The organism is Psychrobacter sp. Ps6, from assembly GCF_022129235.1.
GTDB lineage: Bacteria > Pseudomonadota > Gammaproteobacteria > Pseudomonadales > Moraxellaceae > Psychrobacter.
This window is the reverse complement of the sequence record NZ_JADQAI010000004.1, coordinates 258,147-278,189: the sequence shown is the minus strand read 5'-3', so window position 1 is coordinate 278,189 and position 20,043 is coordinate 258,147. Positions and strand designations below refer to the sequence as shown.

15 protein-coding genes are annotated in these 20,043 nt (G+C 42.5%); 6 read left to right on the top strand and 9 right to left on the bottom strand.

All coding sequences use genetic code 11. From position 1 onward, the window contains the following. Window positions 1–35: 35 nt before the first annotated feature. The 3 genes from I3255_RS07055 to serS all read right to left on the bottom strand — a co-directional run bounded on the left by I3255_RS07055 (window position 36) and on the right by serS (window position 5,166). A complete protein-coding gene (locus I3255_RS07055; protein WP_238038183.1) occupies window positions 36–1,382 on the bottom strand; it encodes a hypothetical protein in 1,347 nt (448 codons plus the stop codon). Window positions 1,383–1,599: 217 nt separating this feature from the next. Then, window positions 1,600–3,597 carry a transketolase gene (tkt, locus tag I3255_RS07050; protein WP_238038182.1) on the bottom strand — a complete coding sequence of 666 codons (1,998 nt, stop codon included), beginning with the start codon at window positions 3,595–3,597 and terminating at the stop codon, window positions 1,600–1,602. Between the two features lie 279 nt (window positions 3,598–3,876). Beyond that, window positions 3,877–5,166 carry a serine--tRNA ligase gene (gene serS / locus I3255_RS07045; protein WP_238038181.1) on the bottom strand — a complete coding sequence of 430 codons (1,290 nt, stop codon included), beginning with the start codon at window positions 5,164–5,166 and terminating at the stop codon, window positions 3,877–3,879. Window positions 5,167–5,651: 485 nt separating this feature from the next. On the opposite strand from serS, the gene I3255_RS07040 reads away from it, so the two are divergent. Together I3255_RS07040 and I3255_RS07035 are read left to right on the top strand one after the other, a co-directional pair. Continuing rightward, entirely contained in the window at window positions 5,652–6,311 is a 660-nt protein-coding gene (locus I3255_RS07040) for a YcxB family protein (protein WP_238038180.1), read from the top strand. Window positions 6,312–6,567: 256 nt separating this feature from the next. Beyond that, the gene (locus tag I3255_RS07035) at window positions 6,568–7,053 is read left to right on the top strand and encodes a Dps family protein (RefSeq protein ID WP_201599508.1); all 486 of its coding nucleotides are present in this window, start codon (window positions 6,568–6,570) and stop codon (window positions 7,051–7,053) included. A gap of 119 nt (window positions 7,054–7,172) precedes the next feature. On the opposite strand, the gene I3255_RS07030 is transcribed toward I3255_RS07035, so the two are convergent. The 3 genes from I3255_RS07030 to I3255_RS07020 all read right to left on the bottom strand — a co-directional run bounded on the left by I3255_RS07030 (window position 7,173) and on the right by I3255_RS07020 (window position 10,204). Next, window positions 7,173–7,874: a DUF2057 family protein gene (locus tag I3255_RS07030; RefSeq protein WP_238038179.1), complete on the bottom strand. Its 702-nt coding sequence runs from the start codon at window positions 7,872–7,874 to the stop codon at window positions 7,173–7,175. A 103-nt stretch (window positions 7,875–7,977) separates the two neighbouring features. Then, complete coding sequence (gene hda / locus I3255_RS07025; RefSeq protein WP_238038178.1) at window positions 7,978–8,781, bottom strand: DnaA regulatory inactivator Hda; 804 nt, start codon at window positions 8,779–8,781, stop codon at window positions 7,978–7,980. Window positions 8,782–9,097: 316 nt separating this feature from the next. After that, complete coding sequence (locus I3255_RS07020; RefSeq protein ID WP_238038177.1) at window positions 9,098–10,204, bottom strand: AI-2E family transporter; 1,107 nt, start codon at window positions 10,202–10,204, stop codon at window positions 9,098–9,100. A 323-nt stretch (window positions 10,205–10,527) separates the two neighbouring features. On the opposite strand from I3255_RS07020, the gene purM reads away from it, so the two are divergent. Beyond that, window positions 10,528–11,577 (top strand): phosphoribosylformylglycinamidine cyclo-ligase, encoded by a 1,050-nt coding sequence (gene purM / locus I3255_RS07015; protein WP_238038176.1) that lies wholly within the window; start codon window positions 10,528–10,530, stop codon window positions 11,575–11,577. Next, on the top strand, window positions 11,577–12,269 hold the full coding sequence (purN, locus tag I3255_RS07010) for a phosphoribosylglycinamide formyltransferase (protein ID WP_238038175.1): 693 nt from the start codon (window positions 11,577–11,579) through the stop codon (window positions 12,267–12,269). The genes purM and purN overlap by 1 nt, the downstream gene beginning before the upstream one ends. A 176-nt stretch (window positions 12,270–12,445) precedes the next feature. On the opposite strand, the gene I3255_RS07005 is transcribed toward purN, so the two are convergent. Beyond that, a complete protein-coding gene (locus tag I3255_RS07005; RefSeq protein WP_238038174.1) occupies window positions 12,446–13,819 on the bottom strand; it encodes an NAD-dependent succinate-semialdehyde dehydrogenase in 1,374 nt (457 codons plus the stop codon). Window positions 13,820–14,185: 366 nt separating this feature from the next. Further along, window positions 14,186–15,175, bottom strand: a complete 990-nt coding sequence (locus I3255_RS07000) for a LysR family transcriptional regulator (protein ID WP_058025743.1) — start codon at window positions 15,173–15,175, stop codon at window positions 14,186–14,188. A gap of 653 nt (window positions 15,176–15,828) precedes the next feature. Here I3255_RS07000 and I3255_RS06995 point away from each other — a divergent pair. Next, window positions 15,829–17,415 carry an isocitrate lyase gene (locus tag I3255_RS06995; protein ID WP_238038173.1) on the top strand — a complete coding sequence of 529 codons (1,587 nt, stop codon included), beginning with the start codon at window positions 15,829–15,831 and terminating at the stop codon, window positions 17,413–17,415. 153 nt (window positions 17,416–17,568) lie between these two features. Next, complete coding sequence (locus tag I3255_RS06990) at window positions 17,569–19,155, top strand: CYTH and CHAD domain-containing protein (RefSeq protein ID WP_238038172.1); 1,587 nt, start codon at window positions 17,569–17,571, stop codon at window positions 19,153–19,155. Between the two features lie 245 nt (window positions 19,156–19,400). On the opposite strand, the gene I3255_RS06985 is transcribed toward I3255_RS06990, so the two are convergent. Next, window positions 19,401–19,916 carry a L,D-transpeptidase gene (locus tag I3255_RS06985; protein WP_238038171.1) on the bottom strand — a complete coding sequence of 172 codons (516 nt, stop codon included), beginning with the start codon at window positions 19,914–19,916 and terminating at the stop codon, window positions 19,401–19,403. Between the last annotated feature and the right edge of the window lie 127 nt (window positions 19,917–20,043).

The following is a 20,043-nucleotide window of genomic DNA, read 5'->3' as shown; positions in this document are numbered from 1 at the left end:
AACTCTTTATAGACATAACAATCTCAGATATATAGTTAGTCATAATAAGACTCTTTAATCATATCTGCGGTATATCTAGCATTCACTTTATTCAATAAACTAGTCGCAGTAGGAGCTCTATTATTAGATAATCCAAAATCTATAAATGTTGGCATATTAAACTTTAGTGGGACGCTTCCTTCATAGCTGTAAGTAATCTCTTGGTTGATTTTTCCATTTTGACTAACATCTACTAGAGTTTTAGTTAAGTATCCTGCATTATTATATTCAGCTTTATTAGTAACATTCTGAACGTTAGCTCTAAACCCTTCATATGTTTCCGTAGCACTAGTCGCTAAGCCTAAATTATTATAAGAAACTTCAATATCGATAACAGATGGTTCGTCATTAGTTGTCTTTCTAATAATATTTTTTTGATTATCATAGCTATAGGTAACAGCTCGAACACTTCCATAATCGATTGAGCTATCAACAACTTTTGTAACATTACCTTGATTATCGTAGCTGAGCTCTAAAGTATTACGCAATTCTCTAACATCATTATTAGTATTTTCATCAACTCTTACAAAAGATAGAGCAGACTTAGCTAGGTAATTATTAATATTAAAAGTTATATCTTCAACTCTGTCTATACTACCGTCGTTATATTCATCCGTCTCAATTTTTTCTAACTGATTAGAGCTATTATAAGTATATGTTCTTGTTGAATTATAGAAAAACCTCGAATCACTTGAATCCTTTTCTACTATCTGTTCGATATTACCGTTTGAATTATATTGATAAGTTACTGTTCTCTCAAAAATACTATCTCCATCAGAATTAGTATTGAACTCAGTTAGCTGACCTTTTTGATCATATACCCATACTTCGATACCATCACTTCGCTTATCGAGACCACGGGTTTGTTCGCGGCGAATTAGGCGATCTTTATTGTCGTAAGTAAACTGCGTTGAGGTATTAGCTCGATCAGGATTGCTAGATGATAGGTATTCTTGCTCAACCAGCTGATTTTTGCCATTAAAGTAAAAACTTTCAGTTGCATTTATATAGCCAAAACCGTCTCCTTTATAAGATTTAGTGCTGATGCCAGCAATAGTGGCATCCAAAGGTCTTGCGTCTTTTGCATTCACAACGCCGTCACCATCGATGTCATCGTCGCAGTCGTCAATGATTCCATCTTCGTCTAAGTCAGCCTGCCCTGAATTACTAGCAGTTTTATCTTTGCATTTATCGGTGGACGTAGGAGTATTAGGCTTAACAATGTCATCATTATTTTCACTTCCAGAGCCATCCCCAGAACCCCCACACGCAGCTAAAGAGATAGTAAAAAGAATAGTGAAAAGGGTTAAACCAAGGTTTTTATTTACGCGAGGATATGGCATATGAGTACTCACTCAAAGGAGCTGTTTAAAGGTTCGTGCTACGCATCAAACCATGAATATTTGTTACATAACAAAAACTTAAAATAACTTTTTACTACAAACTGAATTATAGATTCTTATAAAAATTAGTCAACATATTTTCATCTTTCCATCATAAAAAAAGAGCCACTAGATTTCTCTAATGGCTCTTTTTTAGACTTCAACTAAGTTAGGTTTATTACACCAAACTATTTACCGCTTCAACCACAGCATTAGTGGTAATACCAAACTCTTTATATAGATCGCTAGCTGGGGCAGATTCGCCATAAGTGGTCATACCGATGACTTTGCCATCTAGACCAACGAACTTATACCAGTAATCTACATGAGCGGCTTCTACTGCGACGCGGGCACGGATATTGGCAGGCAATACGGCTTCACGATAGCTAGCATCTTGCTCGACGAAAATCTCAGCACACGGCATAGACACCACACGGACGCCAACACCGTTTGCACTTAACGTCTCGTACGCTTCCATCGCTAGGCCAACTTCTGAACCAGTTGCGATGATGATGGCTTGTAGCTCGCCTTGCTCTTTTGCCAATACATAACCACCTTTGGTGATGTTCGCTACTTGCTCGCTATCGCGCGCTTGATGTGGCAAGCTTTGACGGCTAAAGATCAATGCTGATGGGTTGTTTTCTGATTTGATTGCTTCTACCCAAGCGCTGGCAGATTCAGTCGCATCACACGGACGCCATGTACGTAGATTCGGCGTGGTACGTAGGCTCGTCAATTGCTCAACTGGCTGATGCGTCGGGCCGTCTTCACCCAGACCGATAGAGTCATGCGTATAGACGTGGATGACGCGCTGCTTCATGAGTGCGCCCATGCGTACGGCGTTACGTGCGTATTCCATAAACATTAGGAAAGTCGCTACGTAAGGGATAAAGCCGCCATGTAGTGCGATACCATTGGCAATCGCGGTCATACCGAACTCGCGCACACCGTAATAGATATAGTTGCCGTCAGCGTCTTTTTCGATGCCTTTCGCGCCTTTGAATAGCGTAAGGTTCGAGCCAGCTAGATCCGCTGAACCGCCTAGCAATTCTGGCAATAACGGCTGCAAGCTGTTGATAGCATTTTGGCTAGCTTTACGACTAGCAACATCACCGCCCGCTTCTTGCGTTTGCTGAATATAAGCTTGCGCTTGGCTAGCAAAGTCAGCGGGCAACTCGCCATTTAGACGGCGTGATAGTTCTGCGGCAAGCTCTGGATAGGCTTTTTTATACGCTTCAAAGTCTGCATCCCAGTTCTTTTGCTGTACGTCGCCTTTGGCTTTAGCATCCCATGCTTCATAGATTTCGTCAGCTAATTCAAACGGTGCATGTTTCCAAGACAATGCATCACGCGTCAGGGCAATTTCGTCATCACCGAGTGGCGCGCCATGACTGGCTGCAAGACCTTGTTTGTTCGGGCTACCAGCACCGATGGTGGTTTTACAAATGATCAAGCTTGGCTTAGCAGTCTCTGCAATCGCTTGCTCAGTTGCTTGCGTGATCGCATCAGTATCGTGACCATCGACTTTGATAACTTGCCAGCCGTACGACTCAAAGCGCGCTTCGGTATCATCAGTGAACCAACCTTCGACATTACCATCGATTGAGATACCATTATCATCATAGAAGAATACCAATTTGCCCAGGCCTAATGTGCCAGCGAGTGAGCATACTTCATGACTGATACCTTCCATCAAGCAACCATCGCCTAAGAATGCATAGGTATGGTGATCAACGATATTATGACCGTCACGGTTGAACTGTGCGGCGAGCGTTTTTTCTGCAATCGCAAAACCAACGGCATTGGCAATACCTTGTCCTAGTGGACCAGTAGTCGTTTCTACACCAGGCGTGTAGCCAAGTTCAGGATGACCTGGGGTCTTTGAATGCAGCTGACGGAAACCTTTTAGGTCATCAACACTCACATCATAACCTGATAAATGTAACAATGAATAAATAAGCATCGAGCCGTGACCGTTTGACAGTACAAAGCGGTCACGGTTGTGCCAATTAGGATCTGCTGGATTGTGCTTCAAAAATTTGCGCCACAAAACTTCGGCAATATCAGCCATACCCATTGGCGCACCCGGATGTCCAGAGTTGGCTTTTTGAACCGCGTCAAACGACAGTACACGGATGGCATTGGCTAGTTTACGTTCGCTAATTGGAGCTGGCATAGAGTGTCCTAATATTCGAATGAGTCGTATAAAGATAAGAGGAGAGTTTACTCAAAGGATAATCCACCAAAAACGCGGCAGGCGTCCTCAGTGGATAGGCTATAAAATAAAAATGCAATTTTAACATATTTGCTATGAGCCTAGCCAAAAATGCGGTGACAAGACCGTTTATATTTAGCAATGACTCACATCAGTTTTGTTAAATAACAAATAGTGGCAAAACCAAATAGCATGCTGCCAGAAACTTAAACAACTGACAGCTCCCTATTGATGGATTACTTATACTACTGAGATTGTCTCAGCACCGCCCATAAACGGACGCAATACTTCTGGAATCGTGATGCTACCATCCGCGTTTTGATGGTTTTCCATCACGGCGAGCAGCGTACGACCCACGGCCAAACCTGAACCATTTAAAGTATGAGCTAAGCTGGTTTGTTTGCCATCTTTGACACGCGTACCCATACGGCGCGCTTGGAAATCACCACAGTTAGAGCAGCTAGAGATTTCACGGTACGTGTCTTGGCTTGGTAACCATACTTCGATGTCATAAGTTTTTTGTGCGGCGAAACCCATATCGCCCGTACATAGTTGTACTGTACGGTATGGCAACTCAAGCTGCTGCAAGATATATTCGGCCTGCCCTGTCATCGCCTCTAGCAAATCATCAGATTGCTCTGCGGTGCCAACATTGACCATTTCCACTTTTTCAAACTGATGCTGACGAATCAAGCCACGCGTATCACGCCCGTGCGAACCTGCTTCACTACGGAAACATGGCGTATGCGCGGTGAATTTTAGCGGTAGCTCTTTGATATCCAAACGTTCGCCGCGTACTAAATTAGTCATTGGCACTTCAGCGGTTGGGATGAGATAAAAATCCATCTCATCGTTATTCGTGTGATTGCTTAGCTTAAACAAATCATCTTCAAACTTAGGCAACTGACCCGTCCCTTTTAAGCTATCGCTATTGACGATATAAGGCACATAGGTCTCAAGATAACCATATTTCATCGTATGGGTGTTGAGCATAAATTGAATCAGTGCACGATGCAGCTGCGCCAATTGACCTTTTAGCACGTTAAAACGGCTACCAGTCAACTTGGTCGCGGCCTCAAAGTCGAGCATACCAAGCGTCTCACCGATATGAGTATGATCTTGAATCTCAAAATCAAACGTACGCGGCGTGCCCCATTTACGCACTTCTACGTTATCGTCTTCTGACGTACCCACTGGTACATCTGCCGCTGGAATATTTGGAATCTGTAGCGCCGCTTGAGTGAGTCGCTCTTGTAAGGTGCGTAGCTCGTCTTCCGCAGCTTTGATCTCACCGCTAACGCTTTGCATCTCAGCCAATAGCTCACTGGCATCTTCGCCTGATTTTTTTAGGGCACCGACTTGCTTAGCCCCGGTGTTACGGCGCGATTGCAACTCCTCTGTTTTGACTTGCAATGACTTACGCTCGGATTCAATCGACTGCCAAAACTCCATATCAAGCGTGTAGCCACGAGTGGCCAGCTGCTGTTGTAAATCGCTCAAATCGCCGCGTAAGAGTTTTGGATCTATCATAATCGTTGCCTGTAACACTAAGAGTGAATAAGAAGTTAAAACATTATTAGTATAATTATTGGTCAGCTTATACTTATTGCAAAGCTTGATAACTCAATAACTACCTTGCCATGCTGCCATATTTTTTATCAAACTATATGGGTGCCGCTATCATACCAAGACCCAGCAGATTTGACCATGCTTTGAGCCTTTTTGAGCGCTTTTAGCGTGATTTTGGGCTACTACTTTCATTATCCATAGCCAGTTATACTTACCCGAAATACATATCCTAAAGTTCAACTTACTTTAATAAGGCTCATCTACCTTTATTAAAGCCATTAATATCGCCGCTATCAGTGAACAGAACCGCTTATATGTTTCATTTAAGAGTACTTTTCGGTAAGATAAGCGCATACCTTTATTTACCTACAGCCAAGTAGTACATCACGACTTGGCTTTGGCGATGTAAACCCAACACTTTTAACACAAGCATCTGAGAAACCTTTATGGCCCTGTATCCTTACACGCTCCAACCTGTCGCCTTAAACCTGACTGAAGCTGAATTTCTTCAAGCCCAATATGAACTGTTTGCCAGTGCCAGCCCCTCTTTTGGTCTGTCGAGCTTTAAGACCAAAGAATGGATCATTATGGCTGTGGTTGTGGTACTTGCTGTTGCAGGACTGATCTTTGTAACAGGCTACTCAACCATCATTTTTTGGTTGATGCTCGTTGGTGTGGTGATTTATCTTTTGGCGCGTACTTTAGGCTTTAGATGGTATGTAAAAAGAGAGTTTGAAAAACAAATTGCTGATCAAGAGATGCCAGATGAAATGCGTCAAATGAAGCTTGGTGTACAAAAACATGGTCTAGTCATGGCGATGCCAAGCAACCAGCCTGAGATGATGAAAAACTCGCAAATGCGCGGTATGCAAATGCGTGCAGGTGCGACCCAGCAAGCGGTTATTCCGTGGACTGCTATCAAGAGCTGGGATGAGACTGACGACTATATCTTTATGATGTTTGAGATGAAAGGTCAGCAAGGTAGCCAAATCCTTCCGAAACGCTTGCAAGCGCAAAAATTCCCTATCGATACGGTACGTCAACATTTACAAGAAGTGGTTCCGGTTAAAGGCTTAAATCCTGAAAAATTGCAGCCGCCAGTATAACGGTTATCAGCTCTCTCTATTGTTTAGAAAATCGATAGAGAGACTCAATTATAGTTTTATAAAACCAATCGTAAAATTGCATTTATTATATTTAACTTATTAATGATAGTTTGCTATTATTATAAGCATAAAAGGAAGAGATAGAGCTTACACTGATATTAATAAAAGTTAAGATATTTTTATTTCTATATTAAGTAACTACTATTCATCTTTCTTCAATTTCGTATAACAACACTCACATTATAAGGACAACATTATGAGTAATACTAATAACGCTACTAACCAGATCGGTCTAGAAAAAGCTGACATGAGCGAAGTCATCGCTCAATTAAACAACCTGCTATCAACGTATCATGTGTTTTACTTAAACGTACGTGGCTATCACTGGAATGTAAAAGGTGAGCATTTCTTTACTTTGCATCCAAAGTTTGAGGAATTGTATACAGCGCTGCAGTTACAGATTGATGAGATCGCTGAGCGTATCTTGACTCTCGGTGGTACACCACTTCACGCTTATAGCGATTTTGTACAACACACGAGCATCAGCGAAGACAAAAACGTCAAAGATGGTACATCTTGCGTTAAAGGCGTAGTAACTGGTTTACAAGCCTTAATCGCAGAGCAGCGTCAAGTATCTTCATTAGCAGCAGAAAGCGATGATCAAGGTACCGCTGATCTGGTCGATGCATACGTACAAGAGCAAGAGAAACTGGTATGGATGTACAATGCCTTTTTGGGGTAATACTTTATTAAGCTGATTATATATCGCTTAAATTAAGCCAAATAACAGTAAAATTTAGAACCATAAAAAAGCACCCAGTTGGGTGCTTTTTTATGCTCAGCAATCTGTAACAGATTGATTTACTGTTGAATCCATTGACGCATCTTTTCACGCTCAGCAGGCGTTGCTTGTAGCCAAATCTGCATAAATGAATCTAAGGTATTGGTAGAGGTATTCACACTCGTAGTTTGCTTGATATTGGTCGTACCAACATTAGCATTGTTTGGCATTACTGCTGGTTGATCTAACGCAGCAATCGCACGTTGATTTTGTAGCTCGGCATCGCCCGCCCCACCAAACACACCCCCTAACGCCTTACCAAGTCCTGAAAACAGTCCACCTTGATTACCAGCCATACCCTGCTGACTTGCGATAACCGTGTTGTTCTGCTGGATAGCGAGTGTTGGCTGCTTAGCATAATCTTTAGCGGCTTCGTAATCTTCTGGCTGGTTCGGCATCGTCAAACGATACGTTTGGTTATCTGCCAATTCCGCCGTCACGCTGACGTTACCTGAACGCAGGTAATCATGCTCATCACGCTGCAAGTTATATAAGCGGTCATACTTAGCAGTGATAGCGTGTTGGCCCGGCTGGAGCGTGAACTTCTTGGTTAATGGCTGAAAAGCGCTCTGCTGAACTTCTTGTCCATTGATGGCAGTCACTTTGATATGGTCATCAACCAATAGCGTCACAGCGGCTTGTGACATCATAGAGACTGAGGTCGCACCCACAAACAACATACCAATAGTCAATTTTTTTAGCAAAGAAGCATTCGATTTCATAGGTTATTCCATTAATAGTGAAAGCAGGTTGGATAAAAAGTTCGTATTCTTACTGTTATTTGTATTTTTGCTGCTAAAAGTTTTACGATCAAAAGTTTTACGGCTAAAAATCAAGTGGCATCGTATGTTGGTCTTGATCCGTTATCTCGTTGTCTACTTGCGTCTCTTGGGCTATATCAGCCAGCTCTGCTGCGAGTGTTTGCTCATCAATGGTACGTAATGCATCACTTATCACCGCTTTTGATATATTACTGCGGCCAAGGTTAGAAAACATTGGCTGAATATAATTAAGCACTTCCATCATTGCACCGATACGATGCGGCCCTTCAGTCAATAAATGATTGATAATTCGATCATCAAACTGCCAGCCGCGCCGACGCAAAATGGATTGGAGCAATGCTTGACGGTCTGCTAAATCATGACCAGTAGGCACTTTAAAGGCTGGAGCTTGTGCCAAACGCGTCAATAAATCTCTGAGTTGAAACGGCAAGTCACCCGCTGGCTTATTGGCCGCAAATAAAAGCTGGCGCTGACCTTCGCGGCTACGGTTGATCAGATGAAACAGCGCTTCTTGCCACTGGCTACTTTGCTCAAGCACTTCTAAATCATCGATAGCAATCAGATCAAAGTTCTCTAAAGAAGATAACACATGGACATCGGTATGGATTAATTCATTGAGTGACAGGCAAATTGCTGATTTGTCCATTTCAATAAATGACTCACAAATAGCGGAGAGCAAGTGAGACTTACCCGTCGCAGGGCTACCAAACAGGTATAACTGACCAATCAGGCCGACATGTAATTGCCGCACTGCATCAATAATAGACATCCAACCGGGACCGGCAAAGTCGCTGAGACTTGCATCATGCTTAATGTCCAGATTGAGACTTAGCTGTGCTTCTGCCATGAATCATCAACTCGTGTTGCGTAGTGCAATATAAAAGTGCAGTAGAAAAGGAATAAATTGCTATTCAGTACTATCCATACTACCTGACAAAAATGTGTGCAGTGGATATATAGCTTTTTTATGATGGATGAATTGCCTTAATCAGGCTAATCTTGATAAAAAAATATAGCAACGGCTGATACGATCAACACTGCGACTATATATAACATATTTGCAAAATGACTGACAAGTCTTTTACCTACTAAGCCTTATCAATCATTTGCTTTGTGCTTCCCATTTGTACGCTATCCGCTCACTATATTCAATAATAGAATATTTACTTCTTCTCAAACAATAGCAGTTGTTTACGACCTTTGTAAAAATCTGTCGTACGATAATACGCATATAGGTGGCGGAACAATACATTCAAGACAGCAGAGACTGGTAGCGCGATTAACATACCCACAAAACCTAATAGACTGGCGCCTGCTAATACCGCAAATATAACCCATAATGGTGATAAACCAATCTTATCACCTAATAGTAGCGGCTGCAGAATATAACCTTCTGCAGCTTGCCCGACCAAAAACGCCCCTACGACCAATAACAAATAGGTCCAATCCAATCCAAACTGAAACAAGCAGGCGATGATAGCAGCCACAAATCCAATGCCAAAACCCAAATAAGGCACAAAGCTAGCAATACCAGCCACCATACCGATGATAAGTCCAAGCTCTAGTCCAATAAGCTGCAGCTGTACTGCATAAATAGCACCCAGTAGCACCATCACCAACAACTGGCCTTTAATAAACGCCATTAAAGCCTGATCGCACTCTTTGGCGATGCCAATGACTTGTTTGCAGTATGCTCCCGGTATCGCCATCTTCCACGTCTGTAAACGCTGATCCCAATTGAACAAAAAATAAAACGTTAAAATTGGCACCAACACGATCAGTCCTGCACTATTAATAAAGTTCATACTTGAAGTCAGTACTTGGCTCATCATGGTACTGGCATCAGCAAACTTATAATTCGTTTGCATATATTCGACCAGCGTCTCAGAAAAATCCTTAGACTCTAAGACAGGTAATTGAAAACGAGTATTGCTGTTGAACCACTCGCGTACTACTTGGTTATACCAGCCAGATATCTTAGGTAGATACTCCCAAGCGGCTTGTAGCTGATGCCACAATGTCGGTACCAACCACCAGAGCAACAGCGCCATCCCTACAGTGATAGTAGAGTAAACAATAATAATTGCGATCCAACGTCTGAGATGTTTTGACAATCGCTTTACCAAAGGATTGAACAAATAAGCCAGCATAAAAGCAAATATAAACGGCACAATGACTGGTATCATCAAGTAGAGAAGGAACAGCGCCACAACCAAAGCGACGACGATAAATAAACGTCTGAAAAAAGGGTCGATTGGTTGGTTCATCATGATAAGTAATCCTATACGTAGGCTGATTTGAGATAGTGACAAAAATTGCGGTACTTGAGCCGTCAGGAGTCGTAAATTTAGCGTTTTATTATCGCAGAGTACAACAAAAAATCAGTCATTTTTTGTTTCTTAACCGCTTATTTACCACTTAATGCAAATCTTAGCCAAATATTGGCAAGTTGCTTTGCGAGTACGGTCTGTTTTTGGGTATAATGCGCGCACTATCTTTAAACTTTGCCTTTAAACTTTCTCTCGCTGATTTTAGCGTGAGTGACTCCCTTACTTTTTAATTCCAATTATCTATCCCCAACTGTGAGATGACTATGAGTGACAAGCCTTCTTTAAGCTACAAAGACGCCGGCGTTGATATCGATGCAGGCGATGCTTTGGTTCAGCGAATCAAGTCCGTTGCAAAAGCCACTACTCGTCCTGAAGTCGTGGGTGGACTTGGCGGTTTTGGTGCGTTATGCCGTATCCCAACAGGTTACAATTCGCCGTTATTAGTGTCTGGTACTGATGGTGTGGGCACCAAACTAAAATTGGCATTACAGCTCAATCGTCACGATACCATCGGTATTGACTTGGTCGCGATGTGCGTCAATGATTTGTTAGTTTGCGGTGCAGAGCCACTATTTTTCTTAGATTACTACGCAACAGGCAAGCTTGATGTTGATGTAGCTGCGACTGTAGTCACTGGTATTGGCGATGGTTGTAAACTAGCTAACTGTGCCTTGATCGGCGGCGAAACTGCTGAAATGCCAGGTATGTATCAAGACGACGATTATGACCTCGCTGGATTTTGTGTGGGCGTGGTTGAAGAAAGCGAGGTCGTGACTGGTGACAACGTTGCCGAAGGCGATGTCCTGATTGCACTGGCTTCAAGTGGCGCACACTCAAACGGCTACTCATTAGTACGTAAAGTGATCGAAGTTAGCGGTGTGGATGTTACGAGTAGCGATGAGCAACTAGATGGTCAGCCTATTCAAGACGCCTTGATGGCCCCTACTCGTATCTATGTTAAAGCCATCAAGGCATTACAAGATACCCTTGGTAGCTCAGCGCTTCATGCGATGTCACATATCACAGGTGGCGGTCTCACTGACAACTTGCCACGTGTGCTCCCTGATGACCTAGCCGCTAGCATCGATACGAGCAGCTGGCAGTTCTCAGAGTTATTCACTTGGTTACAAACTCAAGGCAACATTGAACAAAGTGAGATGTACCGTACCTTCAACTGCGGCGTTGGTTTTGTCATTGTGGTGCCTAAAGATAAAGCTGAAGCAGCGATCGAGACATTGACTGACGCTGGCGAAAATGCTTGGCAGCTGGGCGAAATGGTCAAACGTGAAGCCGATGCCGTGGTATACCGTTAATGTCAATTGATAAAACAAGCCAACCTATCAAACCGTTACGCATTGCGGTCCTGGTATCAGGAAGTGGTAGCAACCTACAAGTGCTCATAGATGCCATGCAAGCAGGTGCGCTACCGATTGAGATCGTTGGTGTCATTAGTAATCGCGAGGACGCTTATGCGTTGACACGTGCGACCGATGCAGCCATTCCGGTTGCTGTCTTGTCGCATGTTGCGAGTGGTAAACGCATGGGCATCAAAACCTTTGAAGCTCACGCCAACGAGCAACTTATCGCATGGCAACCTGATCTGATCGTTTTGGCTGGTTTTATGCGTGTGCTCAGTGGCTCATTTATCGATAATGCGCCTGCACCAATGATTAACTTGCATCCGTCTCTCCTGCCAGTTTATAAGGGGCTAGATACGCATCAGCGAGTACTACAAGCGGGTGATCGTCATCATGGCTGTAGTATTCACAAGGTGACAGCGGAGCTAGATGCAGGTCAGGTGCTGACTCAAGCGGTACTGAGTGTTGATATCAACGATACAGCAGAGAGTTTACAGTCACGGGTACAAAAGCTTGAGCACAAGCTTCTACCGTGGACAATATTGCTGCTGGCAAAAAACGTCTTGTCACTTGAGGTAGAGAGCACCTCCTCACAGGCTACAAGCTATTTGCCGACCCTGCCATTGCAGCTGTTTATGACTTCATAGAATATGAGTAATGCCTAACATATAGACGGATAAAACCTTTGCTTGTTTGAGCCGTTCTTTATTGTGTAAAACACCAAAAAGCCCAGTTACTCGTAATGAGCAGCTGGGCTTTTCTTGTGTAGCGACCATTTATAAATAATAACTATAAATGGTCATTCATAACAGGTTTTGGTTTCTTAAAATACATGTACTGCTTTAATGTTTACAAACTCTTTGATACCAAATCCACCATGCTCGCGACCATAGCCTGAGTTCTTCACACCACCAAATGGTAATGCAGGATTGGCAAGACCATAACCATTGATATAGACCATACCAGTATCGAATTGCTCACTGGCTAGGCGAATCGCTTTTTCTTCATCTTTTGAGAAGATAGCGCCACCTAGACCATAACGGCTGTCGTTGGCAATGCGCATGGCATCGTCTTGGTCTTTGGCACGAATGAGCGAAGCTACTGGACCGAACAGCTCGTCGTCATAAGCAGGCTGACCTTTCTCAACGTTTTCTAAAATAGTCGCTGGATAATAACTGCTTTTACCTTCTGGTAGTTGACCACCAACGGCGATCGTCGCGCCTTTTTTCAAGCTTTCTTCTACTTGCTCATGCAGTTTTTCTTGCAAATCTTTGCGCGCTAATGGACCGATGTCTGAGCTGTCATCCATTGGATCGCCAGATTTTGTACCTTCAAACTTCTCTACGATACGCTTACGGAATTCATCATAGACGCTATCAACGACAATAAAGCGTTTCGCTGCTACACAAGTTTCACCGTTATTAATCAAACGGGCTTGTGTACAGGTCTCTACAGCGGTTTCGATGTCAGCGTCTTCTAGTACGATAAAGGCGTCATTTGAGCCAAGCTCTAGTACTGACTTTTTGATTGCTTTGGCCGCTTGTTGACCAACGATACGACCAGCATCATCACTACCTGTGAGTGTTACGCCGCGTACCTTGTCATTTTCGATCAATTTTTCTGATTGGTCATGATCAATCAAAATCGTACGGAACAAATCATCTGGCAATTCAGACTCATGGAATATTTTTTCAATCAATAAGCCAGAACCTGTGACGTTTGCTGCATGTTTAAGTAAAACGCTGTTACCTGCCATCAAGTTAGCAATGGCATAACGGAATACTTGATACGCTGGGAAGTTCCAAGGTTGCATACCATAGATAACGCCGATTGGCTGATAAGTCACGATACCTTTCTTCATGCTTTCGATATCTCGCTCATCATCTGCAAGCGCAGCGACACCATTTTCAGACGTATAGTCACAAATCGCTTTACAGAGATCGACTTCTTGCATGCTTTGACCATAGAGCTTACCGCGCTCTTCGGTCATAAGCTTAGATAGCTCTTCTTTATATTCCATCAGCTTGTCACCGATAGACTTGATGACACGACCACGTTCTTCGTGGCTCACAGTACGCCATTTTAAAAATGCATTGTGTGAGGCGTCAACAATCTTGTTAACTTCGTCGTTGCTCATGTAATCATAATTTTTAATGTCTTCGCCCGTTGCTGGGTTAACAGTAGTAATATCTGACATGTGGATGTCCTTATTATTTGATTTTATGTATTTAGTATTATTGTCACTTTTAATTGTTTGGTATTACGTCGATAGGATAATTCAACAAATGAATCGATAAATTATTTTCTATCTGCACCTATCATAACAAGGTATTTGGCGAAGAGTTTTACAATATATTGTGAAGTGTGTTGAAGATGTTAATAGTGTGACTGTCTTATTAAGAATAGCTAAATATTGAATAAGACTACATAGCAAGACTAAACAAAAAAACCAGCCTAGTGGCTGGTTTGGTTCGTTAAATACACCAAATATAGGTTAAACAATAACATTAAAAGTGAATTAATTACTTACTATAAGATACTTACTACTTTATAAAAATTCTCATTAGAACAAGTGATTAATGACAGGTATTTCTTGTGGTGGGTTTTCTTCCTCAGCCACCACTTGCCGTGCCACATGCATGATTAATTGACGCAACCAACGGTGAGCAGGATGGTGCTGTAGCAATGGTGACCATGCCATGGTCAGCTCAAACTCAGGAATAAAAAACGGCGGTTCTTCCATCATGATACTGTCGTTATTGGCCTGCATTCTTGCCACGCGGGTTGGCAATGTCGCTATCAAATCTTTATTCGCGGCAAGCATGGCTGGCATCTGATAGTGGCGGGTGAAGACACTAATTTGGCGTTTTTGGCCCAAACGTTGCAATGCCTGATCAATAGACCCTAGGCCGCCTGATTTTTCTGGATTAACCCCAAATCCCACGCCCATCCCTGTTTTAGATACCCATACGTGCTGTGCTTTTAGATAGTTTTTCAGATTAAAACGGTTGGCATAGGGACTTTCAGACGATAGCAAGCAACTAAACGTATCACGCCATACCAAAACCTGATGAAAGCTTTGTGGTATCTCATTAAAGCGATTGATCGCCAAATCAACACGCCCCTGCTCCATATCGCGATAAGAGACATCTGAGGGTGTCAAGAAATCTAAAATAACGTTGGGCGCTTCCGAACGTAGCGCTTTTACTAGCTTTGGCACCAAAGTCGCCTCAGCATAATCTGACGTCATAATACGAAAGACGCGTGACGTACTATAAGGACGGAATTCAGTGCGTGGCTCTAGTACTTGAGTCAAATCTGCAAGTATCTCACGGATGCGTGGCTGCAACTCAAGGGCGCGCTCAGTCGGTGTCATCCCTTCAGAGGAGCGCACTAATAACGGATCATTAAATAACTTACGCAAACGGCGCAAGATATTGCTCATGGCAGGCTGGGTGATACCAAGCTGCTCAGCTGCGCGAGTGACGTTTTTTTCTCGTAGCAACACATCTAGATGGACTAATAAATTTAAATCAACCCGCTGCAAATTCATATGTATTTCTCTTAGCTTTTAAAAGATAAGCACCACGGCACACTTGGTATTATCAGTGATGAAATGGTGATTTTCGATCTAGGACAGCATAATTTTGCGAATTTTTATTGGTTTTACCGCAAAAGACACTCAGCATAACTCAATTTCATCACCATAAGATACTGTTATAACTACATTATAACCTATAAAAATACTAAAGATAAGTATCATAAATTAGATAAATCTTGGTAAGGCAGTTATAGTGAATCCCATAAAGGATTTGCGGTACAGACCACAAACCTGAGTTTTATGAACGGGTTATCGTTCATAAAACAATATAGTTAAATAGCATAGTAACGGTTTATCTCGACAGTGAAACATTACCAAGTGTCAGTATAATTGTAACATCTCTTGTTGCTAATTATGACAACGCTGTTTATTAAATGCTCAAACACCTTTGATAGATATGGGTAAGCTGAATCAGCACTATAAATCAGCAATTATTTATCAACTGCTGAGTTCAGCAATCTTCTTGTATTCATGCACAGGTTTGTTTAGGGTAGAGAAGACCGTTACGAGATATTAATACCATTACTACCAAATTTATTGACAACACAAATTATTATTTTAACGCTCAATTTATTATTTTTTACACCCTACCAAGGAGACTATAGATGTCAACTGCATATAAATCAGCGATCGACCTAGTACGTGAATTAAAGCAAAAGCACGGCAACTGGCAGAACATTAGCGAGACTGATGCCGCACGTATGATGTCACAAAACCGTTTTAAAACGGGCTTGGATATCGCAAAGTATACTGCAAAAATCATGCGTCAAGACATGGAAGATTATGACAATGATACGTCTCAGTACACACAGTCTCTAGGTGCATGGCATGGTTTTGTGGCACAGCAAACTATGTATGCCAAGAAAAAATACTTCGGTACGACCTCTAAAACTTATATCTATCTTTCAGGTTGGATGGTAGCGGCGTTACGTTCTGAATTTGGCCCACTACCTGACCAATCTATGCACGAAAAAACATCAGTGCCTAAGCTAATCGAAGAAATCTACACGTTCTTGCGTCAAGCAGATGCTAAAGTATTGAACGACTACTTCCGTGAGCTAAACGCTGCTGAAGAAGCGGGCCAAGACACCTCAGCAATCTTAGAAAAAATCGAAAACTTTGATTCGCATGTTGTGCCAATCATTGCAGATATCGATGCAGGTTTCGGTAACGAAGAAGCGACTTACCTATTGACTAAGCAAATGATCGAAGCTGGCGCTTGTGCCATCCAGGTTGAGAACCAAGTATCTGATGCTAAGCAGTGTGGTCACCAAGCTGGTAAAGTCACCGTACCGCACGAAGACTTCATCTCTAAGCTAAATGCTATCCGTTATGCATTCTTAGAGCTTGGTGTTGAAGACGGCATTATCGTTGCTCGTACTGACTCTGAAGGCGCATCACTCACGCAAAAAATCCCAGTATCAAATGAGCCGGGCGATCTTGCTTCTAAATACATTGATTTCATCGAAATGGAAGAAGTATCTCTTGAAGATGCCAAAGAAAACGATAGCCTACTTAAGCACAACGGCAAACTAGTACGCCCAGTTCGTCTACCTAACGGCCTATATCAGTTCCGTGAAGAGACTAACATTGACCGCGTTGTACTTGACTGTGTCACTGCTCTAGAAAACGGTGCTGACCTACTATGGATCGAAACACCGACTCCAGACGTTGCACACATCAAATCAATGGTTGACCGTATTAAAGAGCAACAGCCTAAAGCGAAGCTTGTATACAACAACAGCCCATCGTTCAACTGGACGCTTAACTTCCGTAAGCAAGTTATCGCACAGTGGGAAACCGAGGGCAAAGACATCTCTGCATACAATAAAGATGACTTGATGAGTGCTGATTACGACGGTACTGAGCTTGATGCTGCAGCTGACGTAGCCGCTAAGAACTTCCAACGTGATGCGTCACGTGAAGCTGGTGTATTCCATCACTTAATCACGCTACCGACTTACCACACCACTGCTCTTAGCGTTCATGAACTTGCTAAAGGCTACTTCGGTGAAGAAGGCATGCTTGCTTATGCAGCTGGCGTACAACGTAAAGAAATCCGTGAAGGCATCTCTTGTGTTAAGCACCAAGCAATGGCTGGTTCTGACCTTGGCGATGACCACAAAGAAATCTTCTCAGGCGATAACGCACTGAAAGCTGGCGGCGGCAAGAACACGATGAACCAGTTCTAATAACTGACAGACTAGCAGTATTTATCAAAAAACCGCCCTACATCATATAGGGCGGTTTTTTATTGCGGTTTAAATAATCAGAGAATGGTAGACTAATAATTGTTTATCACAATCATTGATCAGAGCCATCAGTCAGAATTATTAGGAGCCAATATGCAAGAGATAGAGCTGAAGTTTTTGGTACCAGAGTCACGTCTAAAAGGTTTAATGCGTCAAGCAAAAGTTAAATCCTCACAAGTGACACCACTGGCTGCACACTATTACGATACCCCTGATCAGCAGCTTGCACAGGCAGGTATTGGTTTGCGTATTCGTAAAGAAGGCGATACTTGGGTACAAACCATCAAAGCTGGTGGTGATGGCATTGCTGCCCGTTTGGAGCACAACGCTTTGTTAGACGACAAACAAGTACAGGAAATGCTTGATAATAACGAGCTGATGCCTGATTTGACGATATATGCAAAAAATCCTATCGCCTCTGCGCTGGCTGACTTTAAACTCAAAAAGTTGTCAAAAAACCTAACACGACTGTATGTCACCGACGTCGAGCGCACCACACGATTGCTCACAGAAGATAATAGTGACGAAACTGATAGTTGTATCGAGATGGCTTACGATCATGGAGAAATTGTCCATGGTACTGACGACTCTCAGCGAAAAACCATTCAGGAGATAGAGTTCGAATTGGTGTCAGGAGATATAGATTTTTTATTTACGACAGCCAAAACATGGTGCAAACGCTACAAGCTGTGTCTATCTACCGTGACAAAAGCTGAGAACGGTGGCTTGCTCGTCAATGGACAGAACCACAGTCCAGCAGTTGGCGCTGACCTAAACCAACTGGATATGAACAAAGACAGTAGCATGCCCGCCTTTATACGAGCAGCCGTACATAACTGTCTATTACAGATATTACCAAATAGTAGTGCTATCGTCGCTGGAAGCATTGATCACGAGCATATTTTGCAAACACGCATCGGTATTGATCGTATGCAAGCTGCATTAACAGCATTTGCTGACTTTTCCGATGAAATCAACCCAGAATGGCTACCGATACTAAAGCAAACCTCGACGTTGCTTGACAATTATTACCAACTCGCTCATATCGAGGCCTATATCGAACCTGAGCTACAGGCACTCGGAGCCCCTGCTGTTGACTGGACAACAGATATCGAAGATATAAAGATCACACCGATCAATACGCTGCAAGCCAATGACTTTCAGCTCACCTTGCTAGAGCTGATTGCATTTACCATGAGTGACCCTAGTATTGAGCCTCAAACGGATAAACTTGCTCTCGACAAGCTAGCAAAAATTCTATCGAAACAGTATAAGAAGTGCATTAAAGCAGATAAAAAAACTGATGCAGTAAGTGATACCGAGATTGTGAGCAATGATGTAGATGTTGATACGGATATCTCTGAGGATAATCAGGATGAAGCGCTACTATGCGATCACCTAAAAGCGCTACGCTACATAAGTGAGTTCTCTGCGCCTTTGTTAAGTAAGAAAAAAGCCAAGAAGAAAACCAAGCGTTGGTTAAAGCGTCTGATAAAAGCGCAAATAGCGCTAGAGCAACGCAATGATGACAATCAATATCAACAGTTCTATGCCCTAAAATCAGCGAAGGATACCAATGCCCTATATGGTGCAGGTTGGTTTGCTGCCATGCTCACGGATGACCCAAGTTATATCGAAACACGTTTGGCCAAATTTAAAGACAGCTCAACATTCTGGTAAAACGTATTACTCGGTAAAGATACCTTGATAAAGATGCCTCGATAAAGATACATTGCTTAGTAAAAAGGACAGTTTTTATCAATAAAGCTGTCCTTTTTTATAGATACACCATTTTATTTTTCGCTTTAATCTTATTGTTCAATATTTACACCTTTCACTACCATCCTTAGCCGTCATCGGATTTTTTGGGCTCAAATACCGATAAATAAATATGCTTTAGAAATAATGAGTACAATTAATCTTAGTTAATCTGCAACGATCATTACTGGCATACCCTCTTCGACTTGCTCAAATAATTCCACGATATCTGTATTACGCATACGTATACAGCCATGTGAGAGTGGTATACCCATCGGCTCAGTATCTGGTGTGCCATGGATATAGATATAGCGCTCATAAGTATCACAGCCGCCTTGACTGTTGCTACCTTTATTCGAGCCTTCTTCCAAACCGCTCAACCAAAGAATACGGCTCAGTATCCAATCACGTTTAGGATGTAACGTGCCAAGAGCGGCATCATATACCTCGCCAGTTGGTACTCGCCCCACAAACACAGCATTCATAGGCTCGCTGCCGCCTATTTTTTTTGCAATACTATGCTGACCAAGTGGCGTGCAACCGCTATCTTGCTGACTACCGATGCCATTTTTTGCCGTAGAGACGGTGTATTCAGTGACCTCAGCTTGCTGCTTATGAATTGTTAATGTCTGCTTAGCAATGTTGATCACTAGATGCTTATTAAAAGTTTCATTATTCGTCATAAATGCTTCCCGCTATCAGTCATCCATAAGATAACTGTTAAGGTAATTGGTAAAACTGATTCAAAATTTCTATTATCAAGGGATTGTGTCAATGCTTTTGGCACCGTAATATAGAGGCACACTTTTT